Below are 23,719 nucleotides of genomic sequence, written 5' to 3'. Positions count from 1 at the left end.
GGTGCCTACGCACTCTAGGGGGAAGAGGGAATATGAACGTCAAACGCGCCATCGGCGTCGTCGGTGTGATGATCGCAGTCATGGTGGCTCTGACCGGTTGCTTCAAGCTCAACATGGCGGTGAAGGTCAACAACGAAAAGAGCCTCGATTACGAGGTTGTCTACGCCATCCAAAAAACGGTCCTTGGCGAGAAGTCCTTCGACGAATTCATGCAAGCCAATGGCAACGGCAGTGAAGACATGGACATCCCCGAGGGCTCCACAGTCGTGGACTACGAGGACGATAAGTACAAAGGGAAGCGGATCAGCGCGGTTAATCTGGATCCGGCCAAGCTTGCCGAAGCATCGAGTTCGGAATCGCCGTTCGAGCTGAAGAAGGATGGCGACTTCTACGTCATCACCATGGGCGGAGTCACTGGCTCGGGCGGCAGCGATCCCTCCGCAGCCAGAATGGCCAAATCCATCTTCGACGAAGCAACCGTCAAATTCACGTTCCCGGGCAAGGTTGTTGAGGCAAAGGGTGCTGTGGTGGACGGCAATACGGCCACCTTCGACATGCTCGCCATCAACGAAACCACCGTCCAGGCAAAGGCTGAGGCCAATCCCGGCGTTCCAATGTGGATCATCTGGGTGCTCGTAGCCGTACTGGTGATTGCCGCAGCCTTGGTGCTCCTGTTCGTGTTGCTGCGCAGGAGGTCAGGCCAGCAGGCACTGGCGCCCGCAGGCGCGACTCCATACAACCAGCCTGGTTATGGACCTCAGCAGCCCGGCTACGCGCCTCAGCAGCCTGGCCAGCAAGGTTTCCAGCAGCCCCAGCAAAATTGGGCAGGGCAGGGTTACACGCCAGGGGCGCAGCCCGTTCAGCCACAAGCGCAGCAGCCTCCGCAGTGGCAGGCGGAAGAACCAAAGCCCGACGACGGCCAGGTGCCTCCTCCACCTGCCGCACCACCGACGTCGGGTACTTAGGGTGCTGACGGGAGTAAGCCGACGGGGTTAAGTTCCGCCTGTGAGCTTCAACTAGACTGAAGGGTAGTGTCTGCCGTCCGCGGTGAGCACTGCCCTTTCGTTTTGCAGGCCAGCCATGCCGGCCGCTCCCGACTCGTAGCTAAGAACAGTAGATGACTGACACTTTGCCAGGCGCTGCCATCCCGAATCCGCTGGATGAAGCCGCCATCAACGCCGCCGTTGAGGATGCGATCGCCGCGATTGCGGCTGCCTCCTCCCTCGAAGAACTCAAGGCTGTCCGCCTCGCCCACACCGGAGAGAGGTCGCCCCTGAGCCTGGCCAACCGTGAAATCGGTGGCCTCGCCAAGGAGCACAAGGCTGCCGCCGGAAAGCTCATGGGATCCTCGCGCGGCCGGGTCAACCAAGCGCTCGCAGCGCGGACCGAAGTCCTGGAAGCCGAGAACGACGCCCGGATCCTGGTGGAGGAAACCGTTGATGTCACGGCTGCTCCGCGTCGACGCCGGGCCGGCGCGCGTCATCCTCTGTCTACTCTGCAGGACCGTGTTTCGGACATCTTCGTCGGCATGGGCTGGGAGATTGCCGAAGGCCCCGAGGTCGAGTCCGAGTGGTTCAACTTTGACGCCCTGAACTTCAAACCGGACCACCCGGCCCGTGAAATGCAGGATACGTTCTTCGTGGAGCCTCCCGAGGCCCATCTGCTGATGCGCACGCACACCTCACCAGTGCAGGTGCGTTCCATGCTGGAGCGCGAAGTTCCTATCTACGTGCTGTGCCCGGGCAAGGTGTTCCGCACGGATGAACTCGATGCAACGCACACGCCTGTCTTCCACCAGTTCGAAGGCCTGGCGATCGACAAGAACCTGAGCATGGCCGACCTCCGTGGAACGCTGGAGCACTTCGCCCGCCAGATGTTTGGCGACGAAGCCTCGATTCGCCTGCGCCCGAACTACTTCCCGTTCACCGAGCCGTCTGCTGAGCTGGATATCTGGCACCCCGGCGCCAAGGGTGGTCCCCGCTGGATTGAATGGGGTGGCTGCGGCATGGTCAACCCCAACGTCCTCCGGGCTGCCGGCATCGATCCGGACGTCTATTCAGGTTTTGCCTTCGGCATGGGCATCGAGCGCACGCTCATGTTCCGCAACGAGGTCGGCGATATGCGCGACATGATCGAGGGCGATGTACGTTTCAGCGAGCACTTCGGGATGGAGATCTAACAGTGCGTATCCCACTTTCCTGGTTGCGTGAATTTGCGCAGGTTCCGGCCGATGCTACGGCCGAAGATGTTATGGCGGACCTGGTCAAGGTCGGTTTTGAAGAAGAAGAAGTCCACCGTCCCACGGATGAACTCACGGGTCCCATTGTGGTGGGCCAGGTGCTGAGCCTGGTCAAGGAAGCGCAATCCAATGGCAAGACCATCAACTGGTGCCAGGTCCGTGTTGTCCCTGAAGGGCAGGAACAGACCCTGACTGGCGAGGGAATCGATCCTTCCGGCGTGCAGGGCATCATTTGTGGCGCCCACAACTTCGTGGAAGGCGACAAAGTTGTTGTCACGCTTCCCGGAGCTGTGCTGCCCGGCGACTTCCGGATTTCGGCACGGAAGACCTACGGTCACCTGTCTGCGGGCATGATCGCTTCCGTCCGCGAGCTGGGTATCGGCGATGACCACGATGGAATCCTGGTCCTCTCACGGATCGGGCTGGATCCGGAAATCGGCACGGACGCGATGAAACTCCTTGGTCTCTATGACCAGGCTGCAGAAATCAACGTCACCCCGGACCGCGGCTACGCGTTCTCCATCCGTGGTGTGGCACGGGAGTACGCACACGCCACCGGGACATCCTTCGTTGACCCGGCCTCCAAGGTCAACGCTCCGGCCAGCCTCCAAGGCGGGTACGGCGTCAAGCTCAACGACGACGCCCCCATCTACGGCAAGCCGGGCTGTGACCGCTTCGTGGCACGGACGGTGCGTGGCGTGGATGCTTCCCGTCCCACCCCGCCGTGGATGTCCGCACGTCTTCGCCTGGCCGGCGTCCGTTCCATCTCCCTGCCGGTTGATATCTCCAACTACGTCATGCTTGAACTCGGCCAGCCGAACCACTGTTACGACCTCGACAAACTTGCCGGCGACATCGTGGTTCGCCGCGCCGTAGCGGGGGAGAAGATCACCACGCTGGACGACAAAGAGCGCACGCTCGACGTCGAAGACCTGCTGATCACCGATGACTCCGGAGCCATCGGCATCGCCGGGGTCATGGGCGGTGCCCACACAGAGGTTTCAGATTCCACCACCAACATCCTGGTGGAAGCTGCGCACTTCGATGAAGTATCGATCGCCCGTTCGCGTCGTCGGCACAAGCTCCCGTCCGAGGCTTCCAAGCGTTTCGAGCGCGGCGTTGACTGGCACGTCGCCAATATCGCCGCCCAGCGCGTCGTGGACCTCTTGGTTGAACTCGCTGGTGGCACCGCCGACGAGACCGGCACCGACGTCGGAACCGCGCCTGACGCCGTCACCATCGAACTGCCGGCAGAGTTCGCTGCCGCCCGGATTGGGATCGACTTCACGGAAGAGCAAATCACCACGTCCCTGGTGGATCTTGGCGCTGCCGTGGAAAAGACTGCCACTGGTTATCTGGTAACAGCTCCAAGCTGGCGCAACGACCTCGAAACCAAGGAAGACCTCTCCGAGGAAATTGCCCGCCTGGTTGGTTATGACAACATTCCGGCCACCTTGCCTGTGGCACCTCCCGGCCGTGGCCTGAGCCGCAGCCAACAGCAGAAGCGCCGCGTTGTGCAGGCACTGGCAGACGCCGGACTCACGGAAGTCCTGTCCTATCCGTTCGTCTCGAAGGCCGCCAATGACACCTTCGGTGTGCCTGAAGAGAGCGAAGAACGTGCGGCCTTGAAGCTGGCGAACCCCATCAGCGAGGAACACGGTTACCTCCGTACGTCCATCCTGCCGGGACTGATCGAGGTTGCCCGCCGCAACCACTCCCGCGGCTTCCGTGACCTGGCACTCTACGAGGCCGGTTCGGTCTTCCTCCCCGGCGAGAGGCTCGGCACCGAATCCATCCCACCGCTGGGCGTCAAGCCTTCGGATGAGGTACTGGATGCACTGTACGACGGCGTCCCGCACCAGCCGCTGCACATCGCCGCTGTCTTGACTGGCCATGATTCGCCGGCGGCGGCAACGCACACGCCTCGTGCCTGGGACTGGGCCGATGCTTTGGATGTAGCCCGGCTCATCGCCGACGTTCTCGGCGTTGAACTTGTAGTCAGCCAGGGAAGCCACCAGGCGTATCACCCGGGACGTGCCGCCCAGCTCGCGCTGCGATCCGGCGACGTTGTGGGCTACGCCGGTGAGCTGCACCCGAAGCTCCTCGCAGCCCACGACATGCCTGCCCGCTCTGTGGCCCTCGAGGTCAACGTAGAGGCTCTTTTCGAAGCTGCTGCCGACGTCATTGTGGCCAAGCACATCTCCGGATTCCCCGTCGCGACGCAGGATGTCGCCTTGGTGGTTCCGCAGGACGTACCGGCTGACCACGTGCTTGCCGCGCTGCGTGAAGGTGCAGGCGAACTCCTTGAAGACGTCGCATTGTTCGATGTCTACGTTGGACCGGGCATTGAGGAAGGCAAGAAATCCTTGGCCTTCGGCCTTCGCTTCCGTGCTGCTGACCGCACCCTCACTGCGGACGAGGCTTCTGAAGCCCGGGCCGGTGCAGTAGCAGTTGCTGCCGAGCGCTTCGGAGCAGTCCAGCGATAACGCCTTCTTATACGACGAAATCCCCGGAACCTCCTGGTTCCGGGGATTTTTTCACTTGCCTGCCCAAGTAGCTGGATGCGGTCTCGGCGTTGACCGGTCCCTGAGCGGGGCGATTAGGGAAGCAGGAGGAGCTTTCCTGTGGTGAGACGCCCTTCAAGGTCCCGGTGCGCCTGGGCCGCTTCGGCCAGGGGGTAGGTAGCGCCGACGCGAACCGCCAGCGTACCGTTTGCTGCGGCCTCGAAGATCTCAGCTGAACGCCAACGCCGCTCGTGGACGTTCTGGACGAAATGGCCCATCGTGGGGCGGGTCAATGACAGGGACCCGCCGGAATTCAGGCGTTGGGGATCGAACGGGGGGACCGGCCCTGACGCGGCGCCGAAGAGCACCATGGCACCCCTGATCCGCAGGCTTCGCAGGGAGTCGTCAAACGTATCCTTGCCCACGCCGTCGTACACCACGTTCACCCCCTCGCCGTCGGTAAGCTCGCGGACCTTGTCCGCGAAGCCTTCATAGCGAAGGACTTCGTCCGCGCCGGCGAGCTTGGAGAGGTCGGCCTTTTCGTCCGAAGAAACTGTGGTGATAACCCTGGCACCGCGGGCCTTCAGGAGCTGGGTCAGAAGCAGTCCCACGCCGCCGGCTCCTGCGTGCAGGAGCACCGTGTGGCCGGGTTCCACGCGGAAGGACGAGTTCATGAGGTAGTGCGCGGTGATTCCCTGCAGCGGCAGGGCAGCCGCCGTATGGTCGTCGACTCCGGCCGGAACAGGGAGCGCCTTTGAAGCATCCACGACGGCGTATTCAGCGTAGGTTTTCGAAGCCTCGGCCGTGGCAATCCTGTCACCTACCGAGAAGTCCTCTACGCCCTCACCGATTGCTTCGATCGTTCCGGCGGCTTCCGCGCCGGGGGTGAAGGGGTAGTCAACCTTGTAGGTGCCGCGGCGCTGGTAGGTCTCTATGAAATTGACCCCGGCAGCTGCGACCTTGATCAGCAGCTGCCCGGGACCTGGTGTGGGAGGCTCCACGGAGGCGTATTCGAGGACTTCAGGTCCTCCGGGCTGCTGGGCAACGATGGCGTGCGTCATGGTGGCTCCTTACTCCGGGACGGTCCTTCCGGTGCCCGGTTCCAGAACCCATCCTATGAAGGATGCCGCCCTTGGTTGTGGAGGCCTAGAAGCGTCCGTGCGTCGAAGCCACGGGGCAGTCGAAGCCGCGGCCAGCTGCCAGGCCTACGTCGTTGAGGTAGCTGACTACTATCCCGTAGGACTGAATCAGCGTGGTTTCCGTGTAGGGGATGGAGTGCTTCGTGCAGAACTCGCGGACGATTCCTGCTGCCTTGTGAAGGTGGGGCCGGGCCATGTCAGGGAACAAGTGGTGTTCCACCTGCCGGTTCAGTCCGCCCAGCAGGAAGTCCATGAAGCGTCCGCCCGAGATATTGCGGGAGGTAAGGATCTGGCGGTTGAGGAAGTCGACGCGGCTGTCCTTGGGAAGGACGGGCATGCCTTTGTGGTTGGGGGCAAACGAAGCACCCATGTAGAAGCCGTACACCATGATCTGCACGCCGAGGAACGCAAAGGCCATACCGATGGGCAGGAAGGTGAATGCGAGGACCGGAAGAGCGGTGAGACGGGCCACCAGGATAGGCGTCTCCACCCAGCGGTGGCGGACCTTCTGCTTGCCGAAGACAAAGCGAAGTGAGTCGAATTGCAGGCTCAGGCCAAGGAGCGTGAGGAGCGGGAAGAAGAACCAGCCCTGCTTCTTGGTCAGGAAGGCCAGGCGTCCCTTGCGTTCGGCGGCTGCATCTTCATAGAAGACCAGCGCGTTGTTCCGGATGTCAGGGTCCTTGGAAATGACGTTGGGATGGTTGTGGTGGGCACCGTGCTTTTGCTCCCACCAGGAGTAGCTGATGCCTGCGACTCCTGTTGCCAGGAGGCGGGCTGACCAATCGTTCGCACGACGGGAAGCGAAGATCTGCTTGTGTCCGGCCTCGTGGGCCAGGAAGCTCAACTGTGTACAGAAGATACCCACGGCGGCTGCGATCAGGAGCTGGAACCAGGAATCACCCAAGAGGGCGAAGCCTGTCCAGGTGGCGGCCATGAGGATCATGAGGGCTACGAAGAGCCAGATGTAGAACCCGCTGCGCCGTTCGAGAAGACCGGCAGCTTTCACGCTCTTAAGGAGCTCCGAATAGCTTTGAACAACGGGGTTTGGCTGAATTGCGCGTGTCTTGGGGCGCTCAGCGGTGGACGTGGGTGCCATATATGTGCCCCGTATCGCTAACGGGCAACGCTGCAGCCGACGTTCGGACTGCACGGTCTGGATCACCCTCCACTAAGCATACGCTGTCGGCACTAACCTATGTGACGCCTTGCACTTGCCAGAAGACGGCATGCATAAATATCGGCAACCATGAATAGTTTTGCTGTACAGTGGAGCTATGACTATTTCTGTTGCCGTCTCCGGTGCCAGCGGCTACGCCGGGGGAGAAGTGCTGCGCCTGCTTGCAGGCCATCCGAACGTCACTATCGGTGCTATCACTGCGCACAGCAACGCCGGTTCCAGACTAGGGGAGTTGCAGCCGCATCTCCACGGTTTGGCCAGCCGGATTCTGGAAGACACCACTGTGGAGAACCTGTCCGGGCATGACGTCGTCTTCCTGGCACTCCCGCACGGCGCTTCTGCGGAGATCGCTGCCCAACTGCCGGAAGGCACGGTTGTCATCGACGCCGGGGCGGACCACCGCCTGCAGGATGCGGCTACGTGGGAAAAGTTTTACGGCTCCGCCCATGCCGGCACCTGGCCGTATGGGCTCCCTGAATTGCCGGGACAGCGCGACGCCCTCAAGGGTGCCAAGCGCATCGCCGTTCCCGGGTGCTACCCGACGTCGGCCCTGCTCGCCTTGACTCCCGGGTTCGCCAATAATCTCCTCCTGACGGACGACGTCGTGATTGTCTCTGCGTCCGGTACTTCCGGTGCTGGCAAGGCCGCAAAGGTTAACCTGATCGGCTCCGAAGTCATGGGTTCCATGAGTCCTTACGGTGTTGGCGGAGGTCATCGGCACACGCCGGAAATCGAGCAGGGATTATCCAACGCTGCAGGGGAGCCGGTGACCGTCTCCTTTACTCCCACCTTGGCGCCTATGAGCCGTGGCATCCTCACCACGGCCACTGCAAAAGTTGGTCACGGCGTTACCTACGCGGAGCTGCGCCAAGCCTGGGCGGACTCCTACGACGACGAACCGTTCGTCCACCTCCTGCCTGAAGGCCACTGGCCCACTACCAAATCCGTGCAGGGTTCCAACCATGCCGTCATGCAGGTGGCTTTTGACCAGCACGCTGGCCGCGTGATCGTGACGTGCGCCATCGACAACCTCACCAAGGGAACTGCCGGCGGAGCCGTGCAGTCCATGAATATTGCCCTCGGCCTGGACGAAACAGCCGGCCTGAACCTGCAGGGAGTTGCACCGTGACCATTACCGCACCCAAGGGATTCCGGGCTTCCGGCATCAAAGCGGGCATTAAGGCATCCGGCAACCCGGACCTGGCCCTTGTTGTGAACGACGGCCCGCAAAAGTCCGCTGCTGCTGTCTTCACCTCAAACCGTGTAGCCGCTGCACCCGTTCACTGGTCACGCCAGGTGGTCAGCGACGGACGCGTGGACGCCGTGATCCTTAACTCCGGTGGAGCCAACGCCTGCACTGGTCCGCAGGGATTCCAGAACACGCACGCCACGGCCGAGAAAGTGGCAGAAGTACTGGGAGTCTCAGCTTCCGATGTCGTGGTTTGCTCCACTGGCCTCATCGGTGAGCAACTGCCCATGGACAAGATCCTTCCGGGCGTTGAAGCCGCATTCGGCGAGCTTTCGGCAGACGGCGGTTCGGCTGCTGCAACAGCCATCATGACTACGGACAGCGTCTCCAAGGAAGCTGTCTTCACGGGAACTGATGCTGAGGGCAAGCAATTCACCGTTGGCGGCATCGCCAAGGGTGCCGGCATGCTGGCCCCCGGCCTGGCAACGATGCTGGTTGTCCTCACTACTGACGCCCAGGTACCGTCGGACGAGCTCGACGTCGTCCTCCGCGATGCCACGCGGGTCACCTTTGACCGCGCGGACTCTGACGGCTGCATGTCCACCAACGACACCGTGGTGTTGCTGGCATCCGGCGCCTCGGAGGCTTTGCCCTCAGCGGAGCAGCTGAGCGAGGCCATCACGAAGGTCTGCGCGGAGTTGGCACGTAAGCTCATTGGCGACGCCGAAGGTGCCAGCCACGATATCGCTATCCGTACCTTCAACGCAGCCAGCGAACGCGACGCCGAGATCGTTAGCCGCGCCGTTGCACGTTCCAACCTCTTCAAAGCCGCCATTTTCGGCAAGGACCCCAACTGGGGGCGGGTGCTGTCCGCAGTGGGCACCACGGATGCCGTGTTCGAGCCGGACCAGCTCAACGTGTCCATGAACGGCGTGCAGATCTGCCGCAACGGCAGCATCGGCGAGGACCGTAACCTGGTTGACCTGGAACCGCGTGAAGTGCACGTCGACATCGACCTTCAGGCCGGCGACGCCGAGGCAACCATCTGGACCAATGACCTCACGCACGACTACGTGCATGAGAACAGTGCATACTCGAGCTGAGCGGATGACTATGACTGCGCACACCCGGGAAACCACATCCATGTCTGACGCCCAGGACAAAGCGGGAACTCTCATCGAGGCCCTGCCCTGGATCCAGCGCTTCGCCGGAACCACCATGGTCATCAAATACGGCGGCAATGCCATGGTCAACGATGATCTCCGCCGTGCCTTCGCCGAGGACATCGTGTTCCTCCACCACGTGGGCATCCACCCTGTGGTGGTCCACGGCGGCGGCCCCCAGATCAACTCCATGCTGGGCAGGCTTGGCATCGAGTCCGAGTTCAAGGGTGGACTGCGCGTCACCACTCCGGAAGCCATGGACGTGGTGCGCATGGTCCTCACCGGTCAGGTGGGACGCGAACTGGTGGGCTTGATTAATTCCCATGGTCCGTACGCTGTTGGTATGTCCGGCGAGGATGGCGGCCTGTTGCGCGCAGTCCGCACGGGCACGGTGGTGGACGGCGAGGAAGTCGACCTCGGCCTGGTGGGCGAAGTTGTAGGCGTGGACCCCGCCGGGATCAAGGACATCCTCGACGCCGGCCGCATCCCGGTGATCTCCACGGTCGCCCCGGAAATCCTCGACGACGGCAACGGTTCCGGTCCCACTACCGGCCAGGTCCTGAACGTCAACGCGGACACAGCGGCCGCAGCTGTTGCTTCGGCGCTGGGCGCTACGAAACTCGTCATCCTGACCGACGTCGAGGGCCTCTATGCGAACTGGCCGGACAAATCGTCATTGATCTCATCGCTGACGGCGACCGAACTCCGCGAAATGCTGCCCCGGCTCGAGTCGGGCATGATCCCCAAGATGGCTGCGTGCCTGAAGGCGATCGACGAAGGCGTGGAACGCGCGCACATCGTGGATGGCCGGCTGCCGCACTCAATGCTGCTGGAAACCTTTACGACCGCGGGCATCGGCACGCAGGTTGTTCCTGACGAGGAAGTGACCGCATGACCGCTAACGAAGCAGAACTGGTGGAAACCCCGGCAGACGCCATCACCGGCCACAGCTCAGGCGCCGACTGGCTGGCCCGCTACAACTCGTCGTTGATGGGTGTCTTCGGCACCCCACAGCGGGTCCTGGTCCGCGGCGCGGGGTGCCTCGTGTGGGACGCCGACGGCAAGGAATACCTGGATCTCCTCGGTGGCATCGCCGTGAACGCGCTGGGCCACGCCCACCCCTTCGTCACCTCAGTGATCTCCAGCCAGCTCGCCACGCTGGGACACGTCTCCAACTTCTTCACGAGCCCCACGCAGATCGCGTTGGCCGAAAAGCTCCTGGCCATCACCAATGCTCCCGCGGGTTCCAAGGTTTTCTTTGCCAACTCCGGCACGGAAGCCAACGAGGCCGCGTTCAAGCTGGCCCGCCGGAACAGCGACGCCAAACGCACCAAGATCATCGCCCTTGAAGGCGCTTTCCATGGCCGCACCATGGGCGCCCTCGCGCTCACGGCCAAGGAAGCCTACCGGGCACCGTTCGAGCCCCTGCCCGGCGGCGTGGTCCATATCCCGTTCGGTGACATTAAAGCGCTGCGCTCCGCCGTCGACGAATCCACAGCAGCCGTCTTCCTGGAACCAATCCAAGGTGAAGCGGGCGTCCGACCGCTGAGCGCCGAATACCTGCAGGCAGCCCGCGAAGCCACCACGGCGGCTGGCGCCTTGTTGATTTTGGACGAGGTCCAGACCGGCATCGGCCGCACCGGCAAGTGGCTGGCCAGCGAGGACGCCGGAATCGTTCCGGACGCCATTACCCTCGCCAAAGGCCTGGGTGGCGGCTTCCCGATCGGAGCCCTCCTCACGTTTGGAAGTACGACGTCGGCCCTGCTCACCGCCGGGCAGCACGGAACCACTTTCGGCGGAAACCCGGTGGCAACCGCAGCGGCGCTCGCGACGCTGCACGCCATCGAAAGCCAGGGTGTCCTCCAGAATGTTTTGAGTGTCGGGGCACACTTACGCGAGGGTCTTGCCCGGGTGGACGCCGTGACTGAGGTCCGCGGTGAAGGTCTCCTTATCGGATTCGACGTCAATGCCGATGTAGCTCCTGCAATGGTTACTGCAGGCCTTGACGCCGGGTTCATCATCAACAGCCCCGGCCCGCGGACCATCCGTCTGGCACCACCACTCATCCTGACCACCGAACAGGCTGACCGGTTCCTTGCCGCCCTCCCTTCCTTGATCGCAACGGCTACCGCCACCACCGCTAAGGACGCACAGTGACAACTTCCACCAGCACCCGGCACTTCCTGAAGGACACCGACCTGAGCCCTGCTGAGCAGGCTGAGGTCCTTGAACTGGCTGTCCGCATGAAGGCGGCGCCGTACAGCGTCCAACCCTTTGCCGCCGAAGGCAACGGCCGCAAGACCGTGGCTGTCATCTTCGACAAGACCTCCACCCGCACCCGTGTTTCCTTCGCCACCGGCATTGCCGACATGGGCGGCAATGCGCTCATCATCAATCCCGGTGAAGCGCAGATCGGCCACAAGGAATCCGTGGAGGACACTGCCAAGGTATTGGAGCGCATGGTCTCCACCATCGTGTGGCGTACCGGGGCCCACTCCGGTCTGGTGGCCATGGCCGAAAACTCCAAAGTGCCCGTCATCAACGCCCTGTGCGACGATTACCACCCCTGCCAGCTCCTGGCCGACCTCCTGACGGTCAAGGAACACAAGGGCGAGCTGGCCGGATTGACCATGGCCTACCTCGGTGACGCCGCCAACAACATGGCCAACTCCTACCTGCTTGCCGGCGTGACCGCAGGGATGCACGTCCGCATTTCCGGCCCCGAAGGCTACCTGCCGGCAGCCGACATCGTCGCCGCTGCAGAAGAGCGCGCCGCTGAGACCGGCGGCTCGGTGCTGATCACCAGCGACGCGGCCGAGGCCCTCAAGGGCGCCGACGTCGTGGCCACGGATACCTGGGTGTCCATGGGCCAGGAAGCCGAGAAGGAAGCCCGGATGCAGTTGTTCCGCGACTACTCCGTGGACGAGGCCGCCATGGCACAGGCCGCGCCCGACGCCGTGGTGCTTCACTGCCTCCCGGCGTACCGCGGTTATGAGATTTCGGCCGGCGTCATTGATGGCCCGCAGTCGATCGTCTGGGACGAGGCGGAGAACCGCCTCCACGCCCAGAAGGCCCTCATGGCCTGGCTGATGCACCGCTCCGGCCTGGCATTCGTTGACGGTCTTTCTCCAGTTGAGGGCACTGGGGAGAGCACGTTCTAGTGTCCACGAATCCGTCGGTTCCGGGCGCAAGCCCGGCCACCAAGACTGCCCGTCAGGCGCGTATCACCGCGATCCTGACGGGTGAGTCCGTGCGTTCCCAGGCAGAGCTTGCAGCTCTGCTGGCGGACGACGGCGTTCAGGTCACCCAAGCCACGCTGTCCCGCGACCTTGTGGAACTTGGCGCGGTAAGGGTTCGGGGCAAGGAAGGTGCCCTGGTCTACGCCGTTCCGGGGGAGGGCGGTGACCGCAATGCCAAGAGCGGCGTCACTCAGGAAATTCTGGACGCACGGCTTTCCCGGCTATGCGGAGAACTGCTCGTTACCGCGGAGGCATCGGGCAATATTGTGGTCCTGCGAACCCCTCCTGGGGCCGCGAACTTCCTGGCACTGGCCATCGACCACTCCGTCATGCCGTCGGTATTGGGTACGATCGCAGGCGACGACACTCTGCTGTTGGTTGCCAGGGATCCCGACGGCGGGGCGGAACTCGCGGCTCGTTTCCTGCAACTGGCCGAGGAAGCCGGACCCGGAAACTAACCGCCGTGGACGCGGCCCATGACTTTTACAGCATTGATTTCAAATGAACCAAGCAACAACAAAGGAGCACTCTCGTGACTGAGCGCATTGTTCTGGCCTACTCCGGTGGCCTTGATACGTCCGTAGCCATCGGCTGGATCGGTGAAGCCACCGGCGCCGAGGTCATCGCTGTGGCCGTCGACGTCGGACAGGGCGGCGAGTCCCTGGAGACCATCCGCCAGCGCGCCCTGGGTTGCGGCGCCGTCGAGGCTTACGTGGCCGACGCCCGCGATGAGTTCGCCAACGAATACGCCATGCCCACGCTGAAGGCCAACGCCCTCTACCAGGGCCACTACCCGCTGGTTTCGGCTATCTCGCGTCCGGTGATCGTGAAGCACCTGGTGAAGGCTGCCCGCGAATTTGGTGCCACCACCGTCGCTCACGGCTGCACGGGCAAGGGCAATGACCAGGTTCGCTTTGAAGTTGGCATCCAGACCCTCGGTCCGGACCTGAAGTGCATCGCACCGGTCCGCGACCTCGCCCTGACCCGCGACAAGGCCATCGCCTTCGCCGAGGAAAAGGGTCTGCCGATCGAGACCACCAAGAAGAACCCGTACTCGATCGACCAGAACGTCTGGGGACGCGCCGTCGAGACCGGCTACCTCGAGGACATCTGGAACGCACCCACCAAGGACATCTACGACTACACCGCCACCCCGGAATTCCCGCCGGCTCCGGATGAGGTCACCATTTCCTTCCAGGCTGGCGTGCCGGTAGCCATCGACGGTGTCAAGGTCACCCCGCTGCAGGCCATCCAGGAACTGAACCGCCGTGCAGGCGCACAAGGCGTTGGCCGCATCGACGTCGTCGAGGACCGTCTGGTGGGCATCAAGTCCCGCGAAATTTACGAAGCTCCGGGTGCCATGGCGCTGATCACTGCGCATAAGCACCTAGAGGACATCACCATTGAGCGCGAGCAGGCCCGCTTCAAGGCCACGGTTGGCCAGCGCTGGGCAGAACTGGTTTACGACGGACAGTGGTTCTCCCCGCTGAAGCGTTCCTTGGACGCCTTCATCGAGGACACCCAGAAGTACGTCTCCGGTGACATCCGCATGGTTCTCCACGGCGGCCAGGCAATCGTCAACGGTCGTCGCTCCGAGACCTCGCTCTACGACTTCGACCTCGCCACGTACGACACGGGCGACACCTTCGACCAGTCCATGGCGCGTGGCTTCATCGAGCTGTGGGGCATGTCCTCCAAGGTTGCCTCGGGCCGCGACCTCCGGGTTGCAGGCGAGTAATGACGTCGGCGACAAACGAAGGCGCATTGTGGGGCGGCCGGTTCGCCGGCGGCCCCGCCGATGCGCTGGCCGCACTGAGCAAGTCCACGCACTTTGACTGGCGGCTTGCCCGCTACGACATCGCTGGCTCCAAGGCTCACGCCCGCGTGCTGGCCAAGGCCGGACTGCTGGACGACGCCGAGCTTGAAGGCATGCTTGCCGCCCTCACCCAGCTGGACGAGGACGTGGCCAGCGGCGCCTACCTGCCAGCCGAGAGCGATGAAGACGTTCATGGTTCGCTGGAACGTGGCCTGATCGAGCGTGCCGGAACACAGTTGGGCGGCAAGCTCCGTGCCGGCCGTTCCCGCAACGATCAAGTGGCAACGCTCGGCCGCATGTTCCTGCGCGATCACGCACGGATCATTGCCAGTGGGGTCCTTGCCACCATTGATGCCCTTGTCGATCAGGCCCAGGCACACCCAGGTGTGGCCATGCCTGGCCGGACGCACCTGCAGCATGCCCAGCCGGTGTTGCTGAGCCATCACCTCCTTGCCCACGCGTGGGCATTGCTGCGCGATGTACAGCGCCTCCAGGACTGGGACAAGCGTGCGGGAGTTTCGCCGTACGGTTCGGGTGCCCTGGCGGGTTCGTCGTTGGGACTGGATCCCGAGGCCGTGGCAGCCGATTTGGGCTTCTTCTCGGCCGTCCACAACTCGATCGATGGCACTGCCTCCCGCGATGTCTTCGCCGAGTTCGCGTGGGTCTGCTCCATGATTGGCGTTGATCTTTCCCGGATCTCCGAGGAAGTCATTTTCTGGGCAACCAAGGAATTCTCCTTCGTGACGCTGCACGACTCGTACTCCACTGGGTCCTCGATCATGCCGCAGAAGAAGAACCCGGACGTTGCCGAGCTCGCACGTGGCAAGGCAGGACGTCTCATCGGCAACCTGACCGGACTGCTGGCAACGCTCAAGGGCCTGCCTCTCGCGTACAACCGCGATCTGCAGGAGGACAAGGAACCGGTCTTCGACGCCGCCGACACCTTGGAGCTGTTGCTTCCGGCCGTGTCCGGCATGATCGCCACCCTCAAGTTCAACACCGAGCGCATGGAGTCCCTGGCTCCCCAGGGCTTTGCGCTGGCTACCGACATCGCCGAATGGCTCGTCCGCCAGGGAGTCCCCTTCCGTGAAGCACACGAGCTGTCCGGCGCTGCGGTCAAGCAGGCCGAAAGCCGTGGCGTTGAACTGTGGGACCTGACGGATGAAGAGTATTCAGCGATCTCGGAGCACTTGACTCCCGAGGTCCGCAGCGTGCTCAGCACCGAAGGTTCGCTCAACAGCCGCAACTCGCAGGGCGGAACTGCGCCGGCCGCCGTCGAACGCCAATTGGTGGCGCTCAAGGCAGAACTGGACGCAGCGCGCAGCTACGCCGGCTAAACGCACCATCAATCCTGTGGGATGGCACATCACGTGCTGTCCCACAGGGCTTTAAGGGGTGCGTTAGCATGGCGCTATGACTCAGATCACCACTGGGGCGCTGCCCGAAGAGCTTCACAAAGCCGCCGACATCGTTACCCGCATCCTGACCAAACTGGACGAGTCCTCCGTGACCCAACCGTCGGAGCTCCCAGGTTGGACACGTGGCCACGTCCTTGCCCATATTGCCGGGATTTCTCGCGCCATGGCCCGCCAACTCGAGTACGCCCGGCGCGGTGAGGCCGTGGAGCTGTACGACGGCGGCATGGACGGCCGCAACAAGGCCATCGAGCTGGCCGCCGGGCACAGCCTCGCGCAGCACACGGCAAGTGTTACCGCTGCGCTGGAGTCCGCACTCGCCGCGTTCGACGCCTTGGAACCGGACGACTGGGAAGCACGCATCAGCTACCGGAACGGAACCGTCCTCGACGGCGGTCTGGCGCTGTGGCGCGAACTTACCATCCACGCTTCGGACGTGGGCTTGGGCTACGGTCCGGAAACCTGGAGCCGCCCCTTCTGCGAGCACCTGTTCACTTTCCTCGAGGCGCGCGTTCCGGAGAAGTACAAATTTGTCTTGCAGCCCACGGGACTGCCTCAGCAGGTCATTGGCACGGGCAGTACATCGATTGCGATCACGGGCATGCTTACGGATATTGCTGCATGGCTCGCCGGCCGCGAACCGAGCCTGGGAAGCCTGCGAGCTACCGCGGCTGCCGACGGCGTCGACTTGCCCGACCTACTCCCATGGCCCGCAGGACTTCCCGCAGCCCACTAGGGTGATGCTCTCTCACTTCCTGCGGCGTTTTGCCGGTTCTTCTCTCACTTCCTGCGGCGTTTTGCCGGTTCTTCTCTCACTTCCCGACGTTTCAGGGAAAGAGTACGACGTCGGCTCGCGGCTGAATGCCGACGCGGGGTTATGGGGGAAGCCGGGTTATAGGGGAGGAAGGGAGCTACGAGTCGTTGTCCCTATGGAAATGTTCTCTCAGATCCTGAAGCGTTTTCGGCGACGCTCTCTCACTTCCAGCGGTGTTTTCCCGGTTCCTCTCTCACTTTCCGCGGTGTTTTCCAGGTCATCACCTTCGAAGGCAGGATCACATGAACGCCAGCACCCGAATCCACCGTTAAACGGACACTCCCCCGCGTTGGGGGTGTGAGAGAGGAATCGCGAAAAGGTGTTGGGGTGTGAGAGAGGAATCGCGAAAAGGTGTTGGGGTGTGAGAGAGGAACCGAGAAAAGGCGCCGCGATGTGCGAGAGGAATCGCGGAAGGGCGCCGGGATGTGCGAGAGGAAACGGGAGCTACGAATCTTTGGGCTTTGCTGCCGCCCGCCACAAGTGCATGGTGGCGTATGACCGCCAAGGGCTCACTTCCCCGAAGTCAGGGCTGAGGTCAGCGCCAGGCGGGAGTGCTCTCAACCCGTTGCGAACTGCCGCGTCATTAGCCAGGAAAACGTCCGGTGCTCCGAGTACCCGCATGGCGACGTACCCTACAGTCCATGGCCCAACTCCTGGCAGCGGCAGTAGCTTGCGCTCCAGCGCGGCAACGTCGTCGCCATAGCCAAACTCAAGGGCCCCCGTGGCCATAGCTTCGGCCGCAGCAATGACGGACTCGATGCGACGGCGGGGTCCCCGCAGCAGCTCGCGTCCGTGTTCGGCGATTTCAGCCGCCGTCGGAAACAGCCGTTCCAGCCCGGGCGAAGGCGCCCCCGCGAGGGAGCCAACGACGGACAACTGAGTCAGTGCCGTTCGAGCAGCAGCAACTGTTATTTGCTGACCAATCATTGCCCTGATGAGTAATTCCTGGGGGTCGACCGCACCCGGCACGCGAATTCCGGGAATCGTCTTAATGCGACCCGTGAGCCGAGGGTCCATGCCGAGGGCTTCGTCGATTGCCTGCGGGTCCGCGTCCAGGTCGAATAATCTCCGGACGCGGCTCAACAAGGCAGGAAGATCGTGCAGGTCCACGGCAGTGGCCGTCAATTGCAACGGCTTGCCCGGCGTCGAGGGGTTGTACACCACGAAGAAGGAGGCGGTGCTTCGGGGGAGGCGGAGCGTGCGCCCGTAGCTTCTGGTTCCGTCGGCCTCCGTACGTGCCACTTCAATTCCCGGCACCGCACGGACGGCCAGGAAGTCGAAGATGCCTGGATCAAATGGTTCCCGGTAAGGCAGATTAAGCGTCAGCGCAGTCGGCGCGGCAGCACCCCGGCGAACTCCCGATTTCGCACCTGTGGCGCGCAACGCCGTCGGCGTCATCGCGAACACCTCACCAATGGTGTCGTTGAATTGCCGCACGCTGTTGAAGCCGGAAGCGAAGGCGACGTCGGCGAGGAGCATGTCTGTGGAGACCAGCAGTGTCCTGGCAGTCTGGGCCCTGCTTGCCCGCGCCAGCGAGAGGGGACTGGCGCCGAGTTCGTGGCTGAGGATCCTGTTGAGCTGGCGCGCCGAGTAGCCCAGACGGTGCGCCAGGCCGTCGACCCCCTCGCGTGTGATAACGCCGTCGTTGATCAAACGCATTGCACGGCCGGCAACGTCAGATCGGATGTTCCAGGCCGGTGTTCCGGGCACGGCCTCGGGAAGGCATCGCTTGCAAGCACGGTACCCGGCTTCGTGGGCAGCGGCCGAGGTCTCGTAGAACGTGACATTCTCGGCCTTCGGCGTCCGGGCAGGGCAGGACGGCCGACAGTAGATACCCGTCGAACTGACGGCTGTGAAGAATTGTCCGTCGAAGCGGGTGTCGCGGGCGTCAATTGCCCGGTAGCGCTGCCAGAAGTCCATACATTCATCCTGTCAGGAGTCCACGTCCGCTGCTAGCGGAAATCGGACATGGCCGTTCCACGATTTTTGCTAGGGTCTGGGCATGAGCTCGTCCATGGAGAAGGGAGTCACCGATCCCGAAAAAGTACGCAAGTTCCTCGAGGGCGACCCCCGTCTCATCGCTCCACTGATCCTCGGCGCGGTGCTCACCCACCACTCCGAGGCTGGACCTGTCGCGGTGAGACTCACGGAAGTGGAGGCGTATATGGGCCCCCGCGATTCCGAACACCCCGATCCTGGATCGCACACTTTCGGCGGACCAACTGCCCGTAACGCGCCCATGTTCGGACCGCCGGGGTTCCTGTACGTCTACTTCACTTACGGAATGCACTACTGCGCCAATATCGTCTGCGGTCCCGGAGGCTCGCCGTCGGCGTTGCTTCTGCGGGCCGGGGAGATTGTCGAAGGGGAGGGGCTCGCCACCCTACGTAGGCCTGCCTCCAAAGCCCACAAAGATTTGGCAAGTGGACCGGCGCGGCTCGCCTCGGCACTGGGACTTACGACGGCGGACACCGGCCGTGACGCGCTCGCGTCACCGTTCAGCCTGTGGTTGCCTGGGACGCCGGCGGCGGCAGTGGCCAGCGGACCGCGGGTTGGAGTGGCTGGGCCAGGTGGAAGTACCGACTATCCCTGGCGTTTCTGGATCGAAGATGACCCGACGGTTTCACGGTACAAAGCGGCGCGGCCTCGCAACCGGGCCTGAACAGAGCAACCGGGCCTGACTTGGGACGCTGGTCCGCGATATGGCCCGCACCCCACATGTTTACCAAAATCGCTGTAGAATGGTAGGTCTGTCTTTTGCGATAGGGGTTACGGTTCGATGCACGACGCTGATTTGGTCCACGAGCAGGAATACGTTGCCGGGCTGTACGCCCGGCTCGATGAGCTGCGCGCAGAAAAGCGCGCCCAGCTGGCGCAGGTGCGCAAGGCCGGTGCAGTGGGAACCATGCAAAACGTTTCGGAACGTGACGCGTTCGCCGCACTGTACGAGGACCGCCTTGCCCAGCTCGACGCCGTCGATGACCGTCTGGTTTTCGGCCGCCTGGACCTGGACTCGGGTGAGGCTCAGTACATTGGCCGCATCGGGCTGTCTACGGCCGATCTCCAGCGGCTCATGGTTGACTGGCGCGCCCCCGAAGCCGGCCACTTCTACCAGGCCACCGCGTTCGACCGCCAAGGTGTGCGCCGCCGTCGGCACCTGATCTTGCAAGGCCGCGACGTGAAGGCGATCGAGGACGATGTCCTGGATGCCGGGATGCTCGCGGACAACGATTCCCTGCAAGGCGAGGGCGCACTCCTTGCGGCCCTGAATTCCAAGCGCACGGGCCGCATGTCGGACATCGTGGGAACCATCCAGTCCGAGCAGGACAGGATCATCCGGTCCTCGATCTCGGGCGCGCTCGTTGTGCAGGGAGGTCCGGGCACTGGTAAGACCGCAGTGGCACTGCACCGCGCGGCCTACCTCCTTTACACGCACCGTGATCGCCTCAAGAGTGCCGGCGTGCTGCTGGTGGGACCGTCGTCGTCCTTTATGCACTACATCGAGCGTGTGCTGCCCTCGCTCGGCGAGACCGGCGTCGTCATGGCCAGTCTTGGCCGACTCATGCCCGGAATTCACGCTGTTCCCGAGGAAGATCCTGACGTCGCTGCGCTCAAGGGCAAGCTCGACATGGCCACGGTGGTGGCCAACGCTGTAGCAAACCGGCAGCGTACCCCAGCAGAAGATCGCATTCTCGAAGTGGATTCCCGCAAGTTGACGCTGACCGTCCGCCAGGTCCGCCGCGCACGGGAAAAGGCCCGGGCCACCGGCAAACCCCACAACGAAGCCCGGCTGACGTTCGTCAAGATCCTCCTCCGTGAGCTCACGGAGCAACTAACGGACCTCGTCGAGGAATCGAACATCGGCAATAACGCCGATCGCGCCTACCTCGCCGAAGACGTCCGGTCTGCCCGGGACGTCCGTATCGCATTGAACCTGTGCTGGATGCCGATGACACCGGAGAAGCTGATCTCCGAGCTCTTCAGCAAGCCCGCCATCCTCGAAGCCTGTACACCGCACCTCACACCGGAACAGCGATCCCTCCTGCAACGGCCAGCAGATGCTCCCTGGACCGAGGCGGACGTGCCGCTCCTGGACGAAGCTGCCGAGCTGCTCGGTGAGCTGGATCCTGCCGCGGGCAGGGGATTGGCCCAGCAGGAAGCCGACCGCGCTCGCGATCTCGCCAACGCCAAGCAGACCCTGGCCAACATGGAAGCCATGGGCGTGGATGTCCTGGTGAGCGCCGAGGAACTGGCAGACCAGAACCAGGAACGTGAGAACCGGCTCACCGCAGCCGAGCGTGCCACGAGCGACCGTTCTTGGGCTTTCGGCCACATCGTGGTTGATGAGGCGCAGGAACTTTCGGCCATGCAGTGGCGGCTCCTCGTTCGGCGCTGCCCCCTGAAGTCCTTCACGATCGTGGGGGACATCGCCCAGACGAGTGCCGCGGCTGGTGCCAATTCGTGGCAAAGCGCGCTGGCGCCGTCGTTCGGTGACCGCTGGCAGCTTGAAGAACTCACCGTCAACTACCGCACGCCATCCCAGATTGCCGAGGCCGCTGTCCGGATGGCCAACCGCGCGGGCCTTGTGGTCTCCGCCCCCAAGGCGGTTCGCGAAGGCAAATGGTCACCCATCGTGGACCGAGTCGAAGCGGACGGCATCGTCGCGCGCCTGGTCGAGGTCCTGCCGGAGGAAGTCGAAGCGATCGACGGCGGCTTGCTCGCTGTGATTGCCGACGGGCCGCTGCTGCCCGAGGCGGCTGCGGCACTTCGTGGGATTTATGGCCGTCGTATCGGCACTGGAGCCGGAAGCTACGAGCAGGACATCGTGGTCATCAGTCCCAAGGAAGCGAAGGGCCTGGAATTTGATGGCGTCATCGTCCTGGAACCGGCAGCAATGCTCAACCATGAGCACGGCAAGGTGGGTGACCTCTACGTTGCTATGACCCGACCCACCCAGCGGCTCAGGCTCATCGCCGCGGCGCCGCTCCCTGCCGGCATCGAACGCTAGGAAAAGCCGGCTCAACAATCCTGCTAACTTAGATCTCGTGTCACACGTAAACAACATCGAGTCCCAGCACAACGATCCCGCTTTTGCCAACATCTGGCAGGAGCTCAAATGGCGCGGCCTTGTCCACGTTTCCACCGATGAAACGGAACTGGAAAAGCTGCTCGCCGGGGACCCGATCACGTATTACTGTGGCTTTGATCCCACCGCCCCGTCGCTTCACCTGGGCAACTTGGTGCAGCTCCTTCTCATGCGTCGCTTGCAGCTGGCCGGCCACAAGCCGCTCGGCCTGGTTGGCGGATCCACGGGCCTGATCGGCGATCCACGTCCGACGGCGGAACGCACCTTGAACACGAAGGACACCGTTGCGGAGTGGGTCGGCTACCTTCAGGGCCAGGTACGCCGTTTCCTCAGCTTTGAGGGCGACAACGCGGCGCGCATGGTCAACAACCTGGACTGGACTGCCCCGCTGAGCGCCATCGACTTCCTGCGTGAAATCGGCAAGCACTTTCGGGTGGGCACCATGCTGCGCAAGGATGCTGTCGCGTCGCGGTTGAGCTCCGACGAGGGCATCAGCTACACCGAGTTCAGCTACCAGATCCTGCAGGGCATGGACTACCTCCAGCTGTTCCGCGACTACGGCTGCGCGCTGCAGACCGGCGGGTCGGACCAGTGGGGCAACCTCACCAGCGGCACCGAACTCATCCGCAAGGTGGAGGGCAAGAGCGTCCACGCTCTGGGTACGCCTCTCATCACCAACTCGGACGGCACTAAGTTCGGCAAGAGCGAGGGCAACGCCATTTGGCTGGACCCAGAAATGTGCAGTCCGTACGCGTTCTACCAGTTCTGGCTGAACACGGCCGATGCCGATGTTGTCGACCGGCTGAAGGTCTTCACGTTCCTGACGCGGGCAGAAATTGAAGAGCTTGGCCAGTCCGTTGCCGGGCGCCCTTTTGCACGCGAAGGCCAGAAGAAGCTTGCGTTCGAGGTCACCTCACTGGTCCATGGCATCGACGCAACCGAAAAGGTCATCGCCGCTTCCGCAGCTCTATTCGGCAACGGCGACCTCACCGTTCTGGACGAGCGCACCCTGGAATCAGCGACGGCGGAACTTCCGTCAGCGAAAATCGGCGCCGATGGTCTCGGAATCATTGACTTGCTCGTTGCCTCCGGTTTGTCCGACAGCAAGTCGGCAGCACGCCGCACCGTAGGGGAAGGCGGCGCCTACGTGAACAACACGAAGGTGTCCGATCCCGACGCCGTCATCGCCCAGGACGAGCTCCTTCATGGCCGGTACTTGCTCCTTCGACGCGGCAAGAAAAACCTGGCGACCATTGAGGTTTCAGCCTAATTTCCCGATCATCGCTCTACCTGAAAGGGCCGGCAACCGTTATGGTTGCCGGCCTTTTCTGCGTTTAAGCGGTGCTTTGCTGGGGAAAGTTGCTCGCTCACATCGTCGTTGTTTTCGAGCATTCTTCTCTCACATCATCGTTGTTTTCGAGCATCCTTCTCTCACATCGCGGCGGGTTTTGGGGTTTGTTGTCTCAGGTTCTGTCGGGATGGGGGTGGGGGAGTAGGGTTCGACGGCGGTGGCTGGGTGTGGTGTTTGGTGGGCGGGGTGATGGGGTTTGGTTGGTGTGACGGGCTTCACGGTAAGTTGTTTTGGTGGTTTTGGGCTGGTTTTGGGTCTTGGGTGGGGGTGTTTGGCGTGTGTTTGCGGGGTTTTGGGTGGTGTGGGGGTGGATTTGTGTCGGGGCTTGTGGGCGTGTAATGTCTTCTGAGTCGCCGCGAGTGAGACAGCCTGGTGCTGAGAGCCGCGGGGGCCGACCCCCTTTGATGACAGCCTGGAACATGGTTCGCTTTTGAGCGTGCCTGTGATGGTGGGGCCGAGACTTGGATCGGTAATCGCGGAAACGCTGATTTGCAAAGATCTGGTTGATCGGGTAAGTTTGAAAAGTTGCTCCGGAGCGATTCTGAGGCCCTGTAGGGGTTTTGGTTGGTACTGCTCTGGAATAGTGA

18 protein-coding genes are annotated in these 23,719 nt (G+C 62.9%); 15 read left to right on the top strand and 3 right to left on the bottom strand.

Features of this window, described 5'->3' with window-relative positions:
• Positions 1-32: 32 nt before the first annotated feature.
• The 3 genes from ACFX4T_RS18005 (at position 33) to pheT (ending at position 4,725) form a co-directional block, all read left to right on the top strand.
• On the top strand, positions 33-965 hold the full coding sequence (locus ACFX4T_RS18005) for an LppM family (lipo)protein (RefSeq protein ID WP_377653103.1): 933 nt from the start codon (positions 33-35) through the stop codon (positions 963-965).
• Positions 966-1,117: 152 nt separating this feature from the next.
• Positions 1,118-2,179, top strand: coding sequence for a phenylalanine--tRNA ligase subunit alpha (gene pheS, locus ACFX4T_RS18000; protein ID WP_377653101.1), 1,062 nt, complete (start codon positions 1,118-1,120; stop codon positions 2,177-2,179).
• 2 nt (positions 2,180-2,181) lie between these two features.
• Positions 2,182-4,725, top strand: a complete 2,544-nt coding sequence (gene pheT / locus ACFX4T_RS17995; RefSeq protein ID WP_377653099.1) for a phenylalanine--tRNA ligase subunit beta — start codon at positions 2,182-2,184, stop codon at positions 4,723-4,725.
• 113 nt (positions 4,726-4,838) lie between these two features.
• Here the strand turns inward: pheT and ACFX4T_RS17990 are convergent, their stop codons facing one another.
• Together ACFX4T_RS17990 and ACFX4T_RS17985 are read right to left on the bottom strand one after the other, a co-directional pair.
• Positions 4,839-5,804 carry a quinone oxidoreductase gene (locus tag ACFX4T_RS17990; protein WP_216925227.1) on the bottom strand — a complete coding sequence of 322 codons (966 nt, stop codon included), beginning with the start codon at positions 5,802-5,804 and terminating at the stop codon, positions 4,839-4,841.
• An 85-nt stretch (positions 5,805-5,889) separates the two neighbouring features.
• The gene (locus tag ACFX4T_RS17985; RefSeq protein ID WP_216925226.1) at positions 5,890-6,978 is read right to left on the bottom strand and encodes an acyl-CoA desaturase; all 1,089 of its coding nucleotides are present in this window, start codon (positions 6,976-6,978) and stop codon (positions 5,890-5,892) included.
• A 178-nt stretch (positions 6,979-7,156) separates the two neighbouring features.
• Here ACFX4T_RS17985 and argC point away from each other — a divergent pair, with 178 nt between their 5' ends.
• From argC to ACFX4T_RS17940, 9 genes are all read left to right on the top strand, one after another.
• Complete coding sequence (gene argC, locus ACFX4T_RS17980) at positions 7,157-8,188, top strand: N-acetyl-gamma-glutamyl-phosphate reductase (RefSeq protein ID WP_223948581.1); 1,032 nt, start codon at positions 7,157-7,159, stop codon at positions 8,186-8,188.
• Positions 8,185-9,351 carry a bifunctional glutamate N-acetyltransferase/amino-acid acetyltransferase ArgJ gene (gene argJ / locus ACFX4T_RS17975; RefSeq protein ID WP_223948582.1) on the top strand — a complete coding sequence of 389 codons (1,167 nt, stop codon included), beginning with the start codon at positions 8,185-8,187 and terminating at the stop codon, positions 9,349-9,351. The genes argC and argJ overlap by 4 nt, the downstream gene beginning before the upstream one ends.
• A 10-nt stretch (positions 9,352-9,361) precedes the next feature.
• Positions 9,362-10,306 carry an acetylglutamate kinase gene (argB, locus tag ACFX4T_RS17970; RefSeq protein WP_223948583.1) on the top strand — a complete coding sequence of 315 codons (945 nt, stop codon included), beginning with the start codon at positions 9,362-9,364 and terminating at the stop codon, positions 10,304-10,306.
• Positions 10,303-11,568, top strand: coding sequence for an acetylornithine transaminase (locus ACFX4T_RS17965; RefSeq protein WP_377653096.1), 1,266 nt, complete (start codon positions 10,303-10,305; stop codon positions 11,566-11,568). The genes argB and ACFX4T_RS17965 overlap by 4 nt, the downstream gene beginning before the upstream one ends.
• On the top strand, positions 11,565-12,572 hold the full coding sequence (gene argF / locus ACFX4T_RS17960) for an ornithine carbamoyltransferase (RefSeq protein ID WP_377653095.1): 1,008 nt from the start codon (positions 11,565-11,567) through the stop codon (positions 12,570-12,572). The genes ACFX4T_RS17965 and argF overlap by 4 nt, the downstream gene beginning before the upstream one ends.
• A complete protein-coding gene (locus tag ACFX4T_RS17955; RefSeq protein ID WP_216925220.1) occupies positions 12,572-13,108 on the top strand; it encodes an arginine repressor in 537 nt (178 codons plus the stop codon). The genes argF and ACFX4T_RS17955 overlap by 1 nt, the downstream gene beginning before the upstream one ends.
• Positions 13,109-13,182: 74 nt before the next feature.
• Entirely contained in the window at positions 13,183-14,388 is a 1,206-nt protein-coding gene (locus ACFX4T_RS17950) for an argininosuccinate synthase (protein ID WP_211711897.1), read from the top strand.
• Positions 14,388-15,803 (top strand): argininosuccinate lyase, encoded by a 1,416-nt coding sequence (argH, locus tag ACFX4T_RS17945; protein WP_216925219.1) that lies wholly within the window; start codon positions 14,388-14,390, stop codon positions 15,801-15,803. Before ACFX4T_RS17950 ends, argH begins: the two co-directional genes overlap by 1 nt.
• 76 nt (positions 15,804-15,879) lie before the next feature.
• Complete coding sequence (locus ACFX4T_RS17940) at positions 15,880-16,617, top strand: maleylpyruvate isomerase family mycothiol-dependent enzyme (protein ID WP_377653093.1); 738 nt, start codon at positions 15,880-15,882, stop codon at positions 16,615-16,617.
• Positions 16,618-17,139: 522 nt separating this feature from the next.
• Here ACFX4T_RS17940 and ACFX4T_RS17935 read toward each other — a convergent pair.
• Positions 17,140-18,615 (bottom strand): AlkA N-terminal domain-containing protein, encoded by a 1,476-nt coding sequence (locus tag ACFX4T_RS17935; RefSeq protein WP_377653091.1) that lies wholly within the window; start codon positions 18,613-18,615, stop codon positions 17,140-17,142.
• Positions 18,616-18,697: 82 nt separating this feature from the next.
• On the opposite strand from ACFX4T_RS17935, the gene ACFX4T_RS17930 reads away from it, so the two are divergent.
• From ACFX4T_RS17930 to tyrS, 3 genes are all read left to right on the top strand, one after another.
• Positions 18,698-19,357: a DNA-3-methyladenine glycosylase gene (locus tag ACFX4T_RS17930; RefSeq protein ID WP_377653089.1), complete on the top strand. Its 660-nt coding sequence runs from the start codon at positions 18,698-18,700 to the stop codon at positions 19,355-19,357.
• 117 nt (positions 19,358-19,474) lie between these two features.
• Positions 19,475-21,703, top strand: a complete 2,229-nt coding sequence (locus tag ACFX4T_RS17925; RefSeq protein WP_216925216.1) for an AAA family ATPase — start codon at positions 19,475-19,477, stop codon at positions 21,701-21,703.
• 37 nt (positions 21,704-21,740) lie between these two features.
• Complete coding sequence (tyrS, locus tag ACFX4T_RS17920) at positions 21,741-23,051, top strand: tyrosine--tRNA ligase (RefSeq protein ID WP_377653087.1); 1,311 nt, start codon at positions 21,741-21,743, stop codon at positions 23,049-23,051.
• Positions 23,052-23,719: the final 668 nt, after the last annotated feature.

The organism is Paenarthrobacter sp. YIM B13468 (assembly GCF_042788025.1).
Classification (GTDB): Bacteria; Actinomycetota; Actinomycetes; order Actinomycetales; family Micrococcaceae; genus Arthrobacter; species Arthrobacter aromaticivorans.
The sequence above is the reverse complement of the archived record's forward strand: the minus strand, read 5'-3'. Positions and strand labels throughout refer to the sequence as shown.

Bases quoted from the DNA above. Each gene is read 5' to 3' on its own strand.
- ACFX4T_RS17940 (WP_377653093.1), top strand. From the start codon at position 15,880: ATGACTCAGATCACCACTGGGGCGCTGCCCGAAGAGCTTCACAAAGCC.
- ACFX4T_RS18005 (WP_377653103.1), top strand. From the start codon at position 33: ATGAACGTCAAACGCGCCATCGGCGTCGTCGGTGTGATGATCGCAGTC.
- ACFX4T_RS17985 (WP_216925226.1), bottom strand. From the start codon at position 6,978: ATGGCACCCACGTCCACCGCTGAGCGCCCCAAGACACGCGCAATTCAG.
- argB (WP_223948583.1), top strand. From the start codon at position 9,362: ATGACTGCGCACACCCGGGAAACCACATCCATGTCTGACGCCCAGGAC.
- pheS (WP_377653101.1), top strand. From the start codon at position 1,118: ATGACTGACACTTTGCCAGGCGCTGCCATCCCGAATCCGCTGGATGAA.
- ACFX4T_RS17935 (WP_377653091.1), bottom strand. From the start codon at position 18,615: ATGGACTTCTGGCAGCGCTACCGGGCAATTGACGCCCGCGACACCCGC.
- ACFX4T_RS17930 (WP_377653089.1), top strand. From the start codon at position 18,698: ATGAGCTCGTCCATGGAGAAGGGAGTCACCGATCCCGAAAAAGTACGC.
- ACFX4T_RS17925 (WP_216925216.1), top strand. From the start codon at position 19,475: ATGCACGACGCTGATTTGGTCCACGAGCAGGAATACGTTGCCGGGCTG.
- argH (WP_216925219.1), top strand. From the start codon at position 14,388: ATGACGTCGGCGACAAACGAAGGCGCATTGTGGGGCGGCCGGTTCGCC.
- ACFX4T_RS17965 (WP_377653096.1), top strand. From the start codon at position 10,303: ATGACCGCTAACGAAGCAGAACTGGTGGAAACCCCGGCAGACGCCATC.
- argC (WP_223948581.1), top strand. From the start codon at position 7,157: ATGACTATTTCTGTTGCCGTCTCCGGTGCCAGCGGCTACGCCGGGGGA.
- ACFX4T_RS17990 (WP_216925227.1), bottom strand. From the start codon at position 5,804: ATGACGCACGCCATCGTTGCCCAGCAGCCCGGAGGACCTGAAGTCCTC.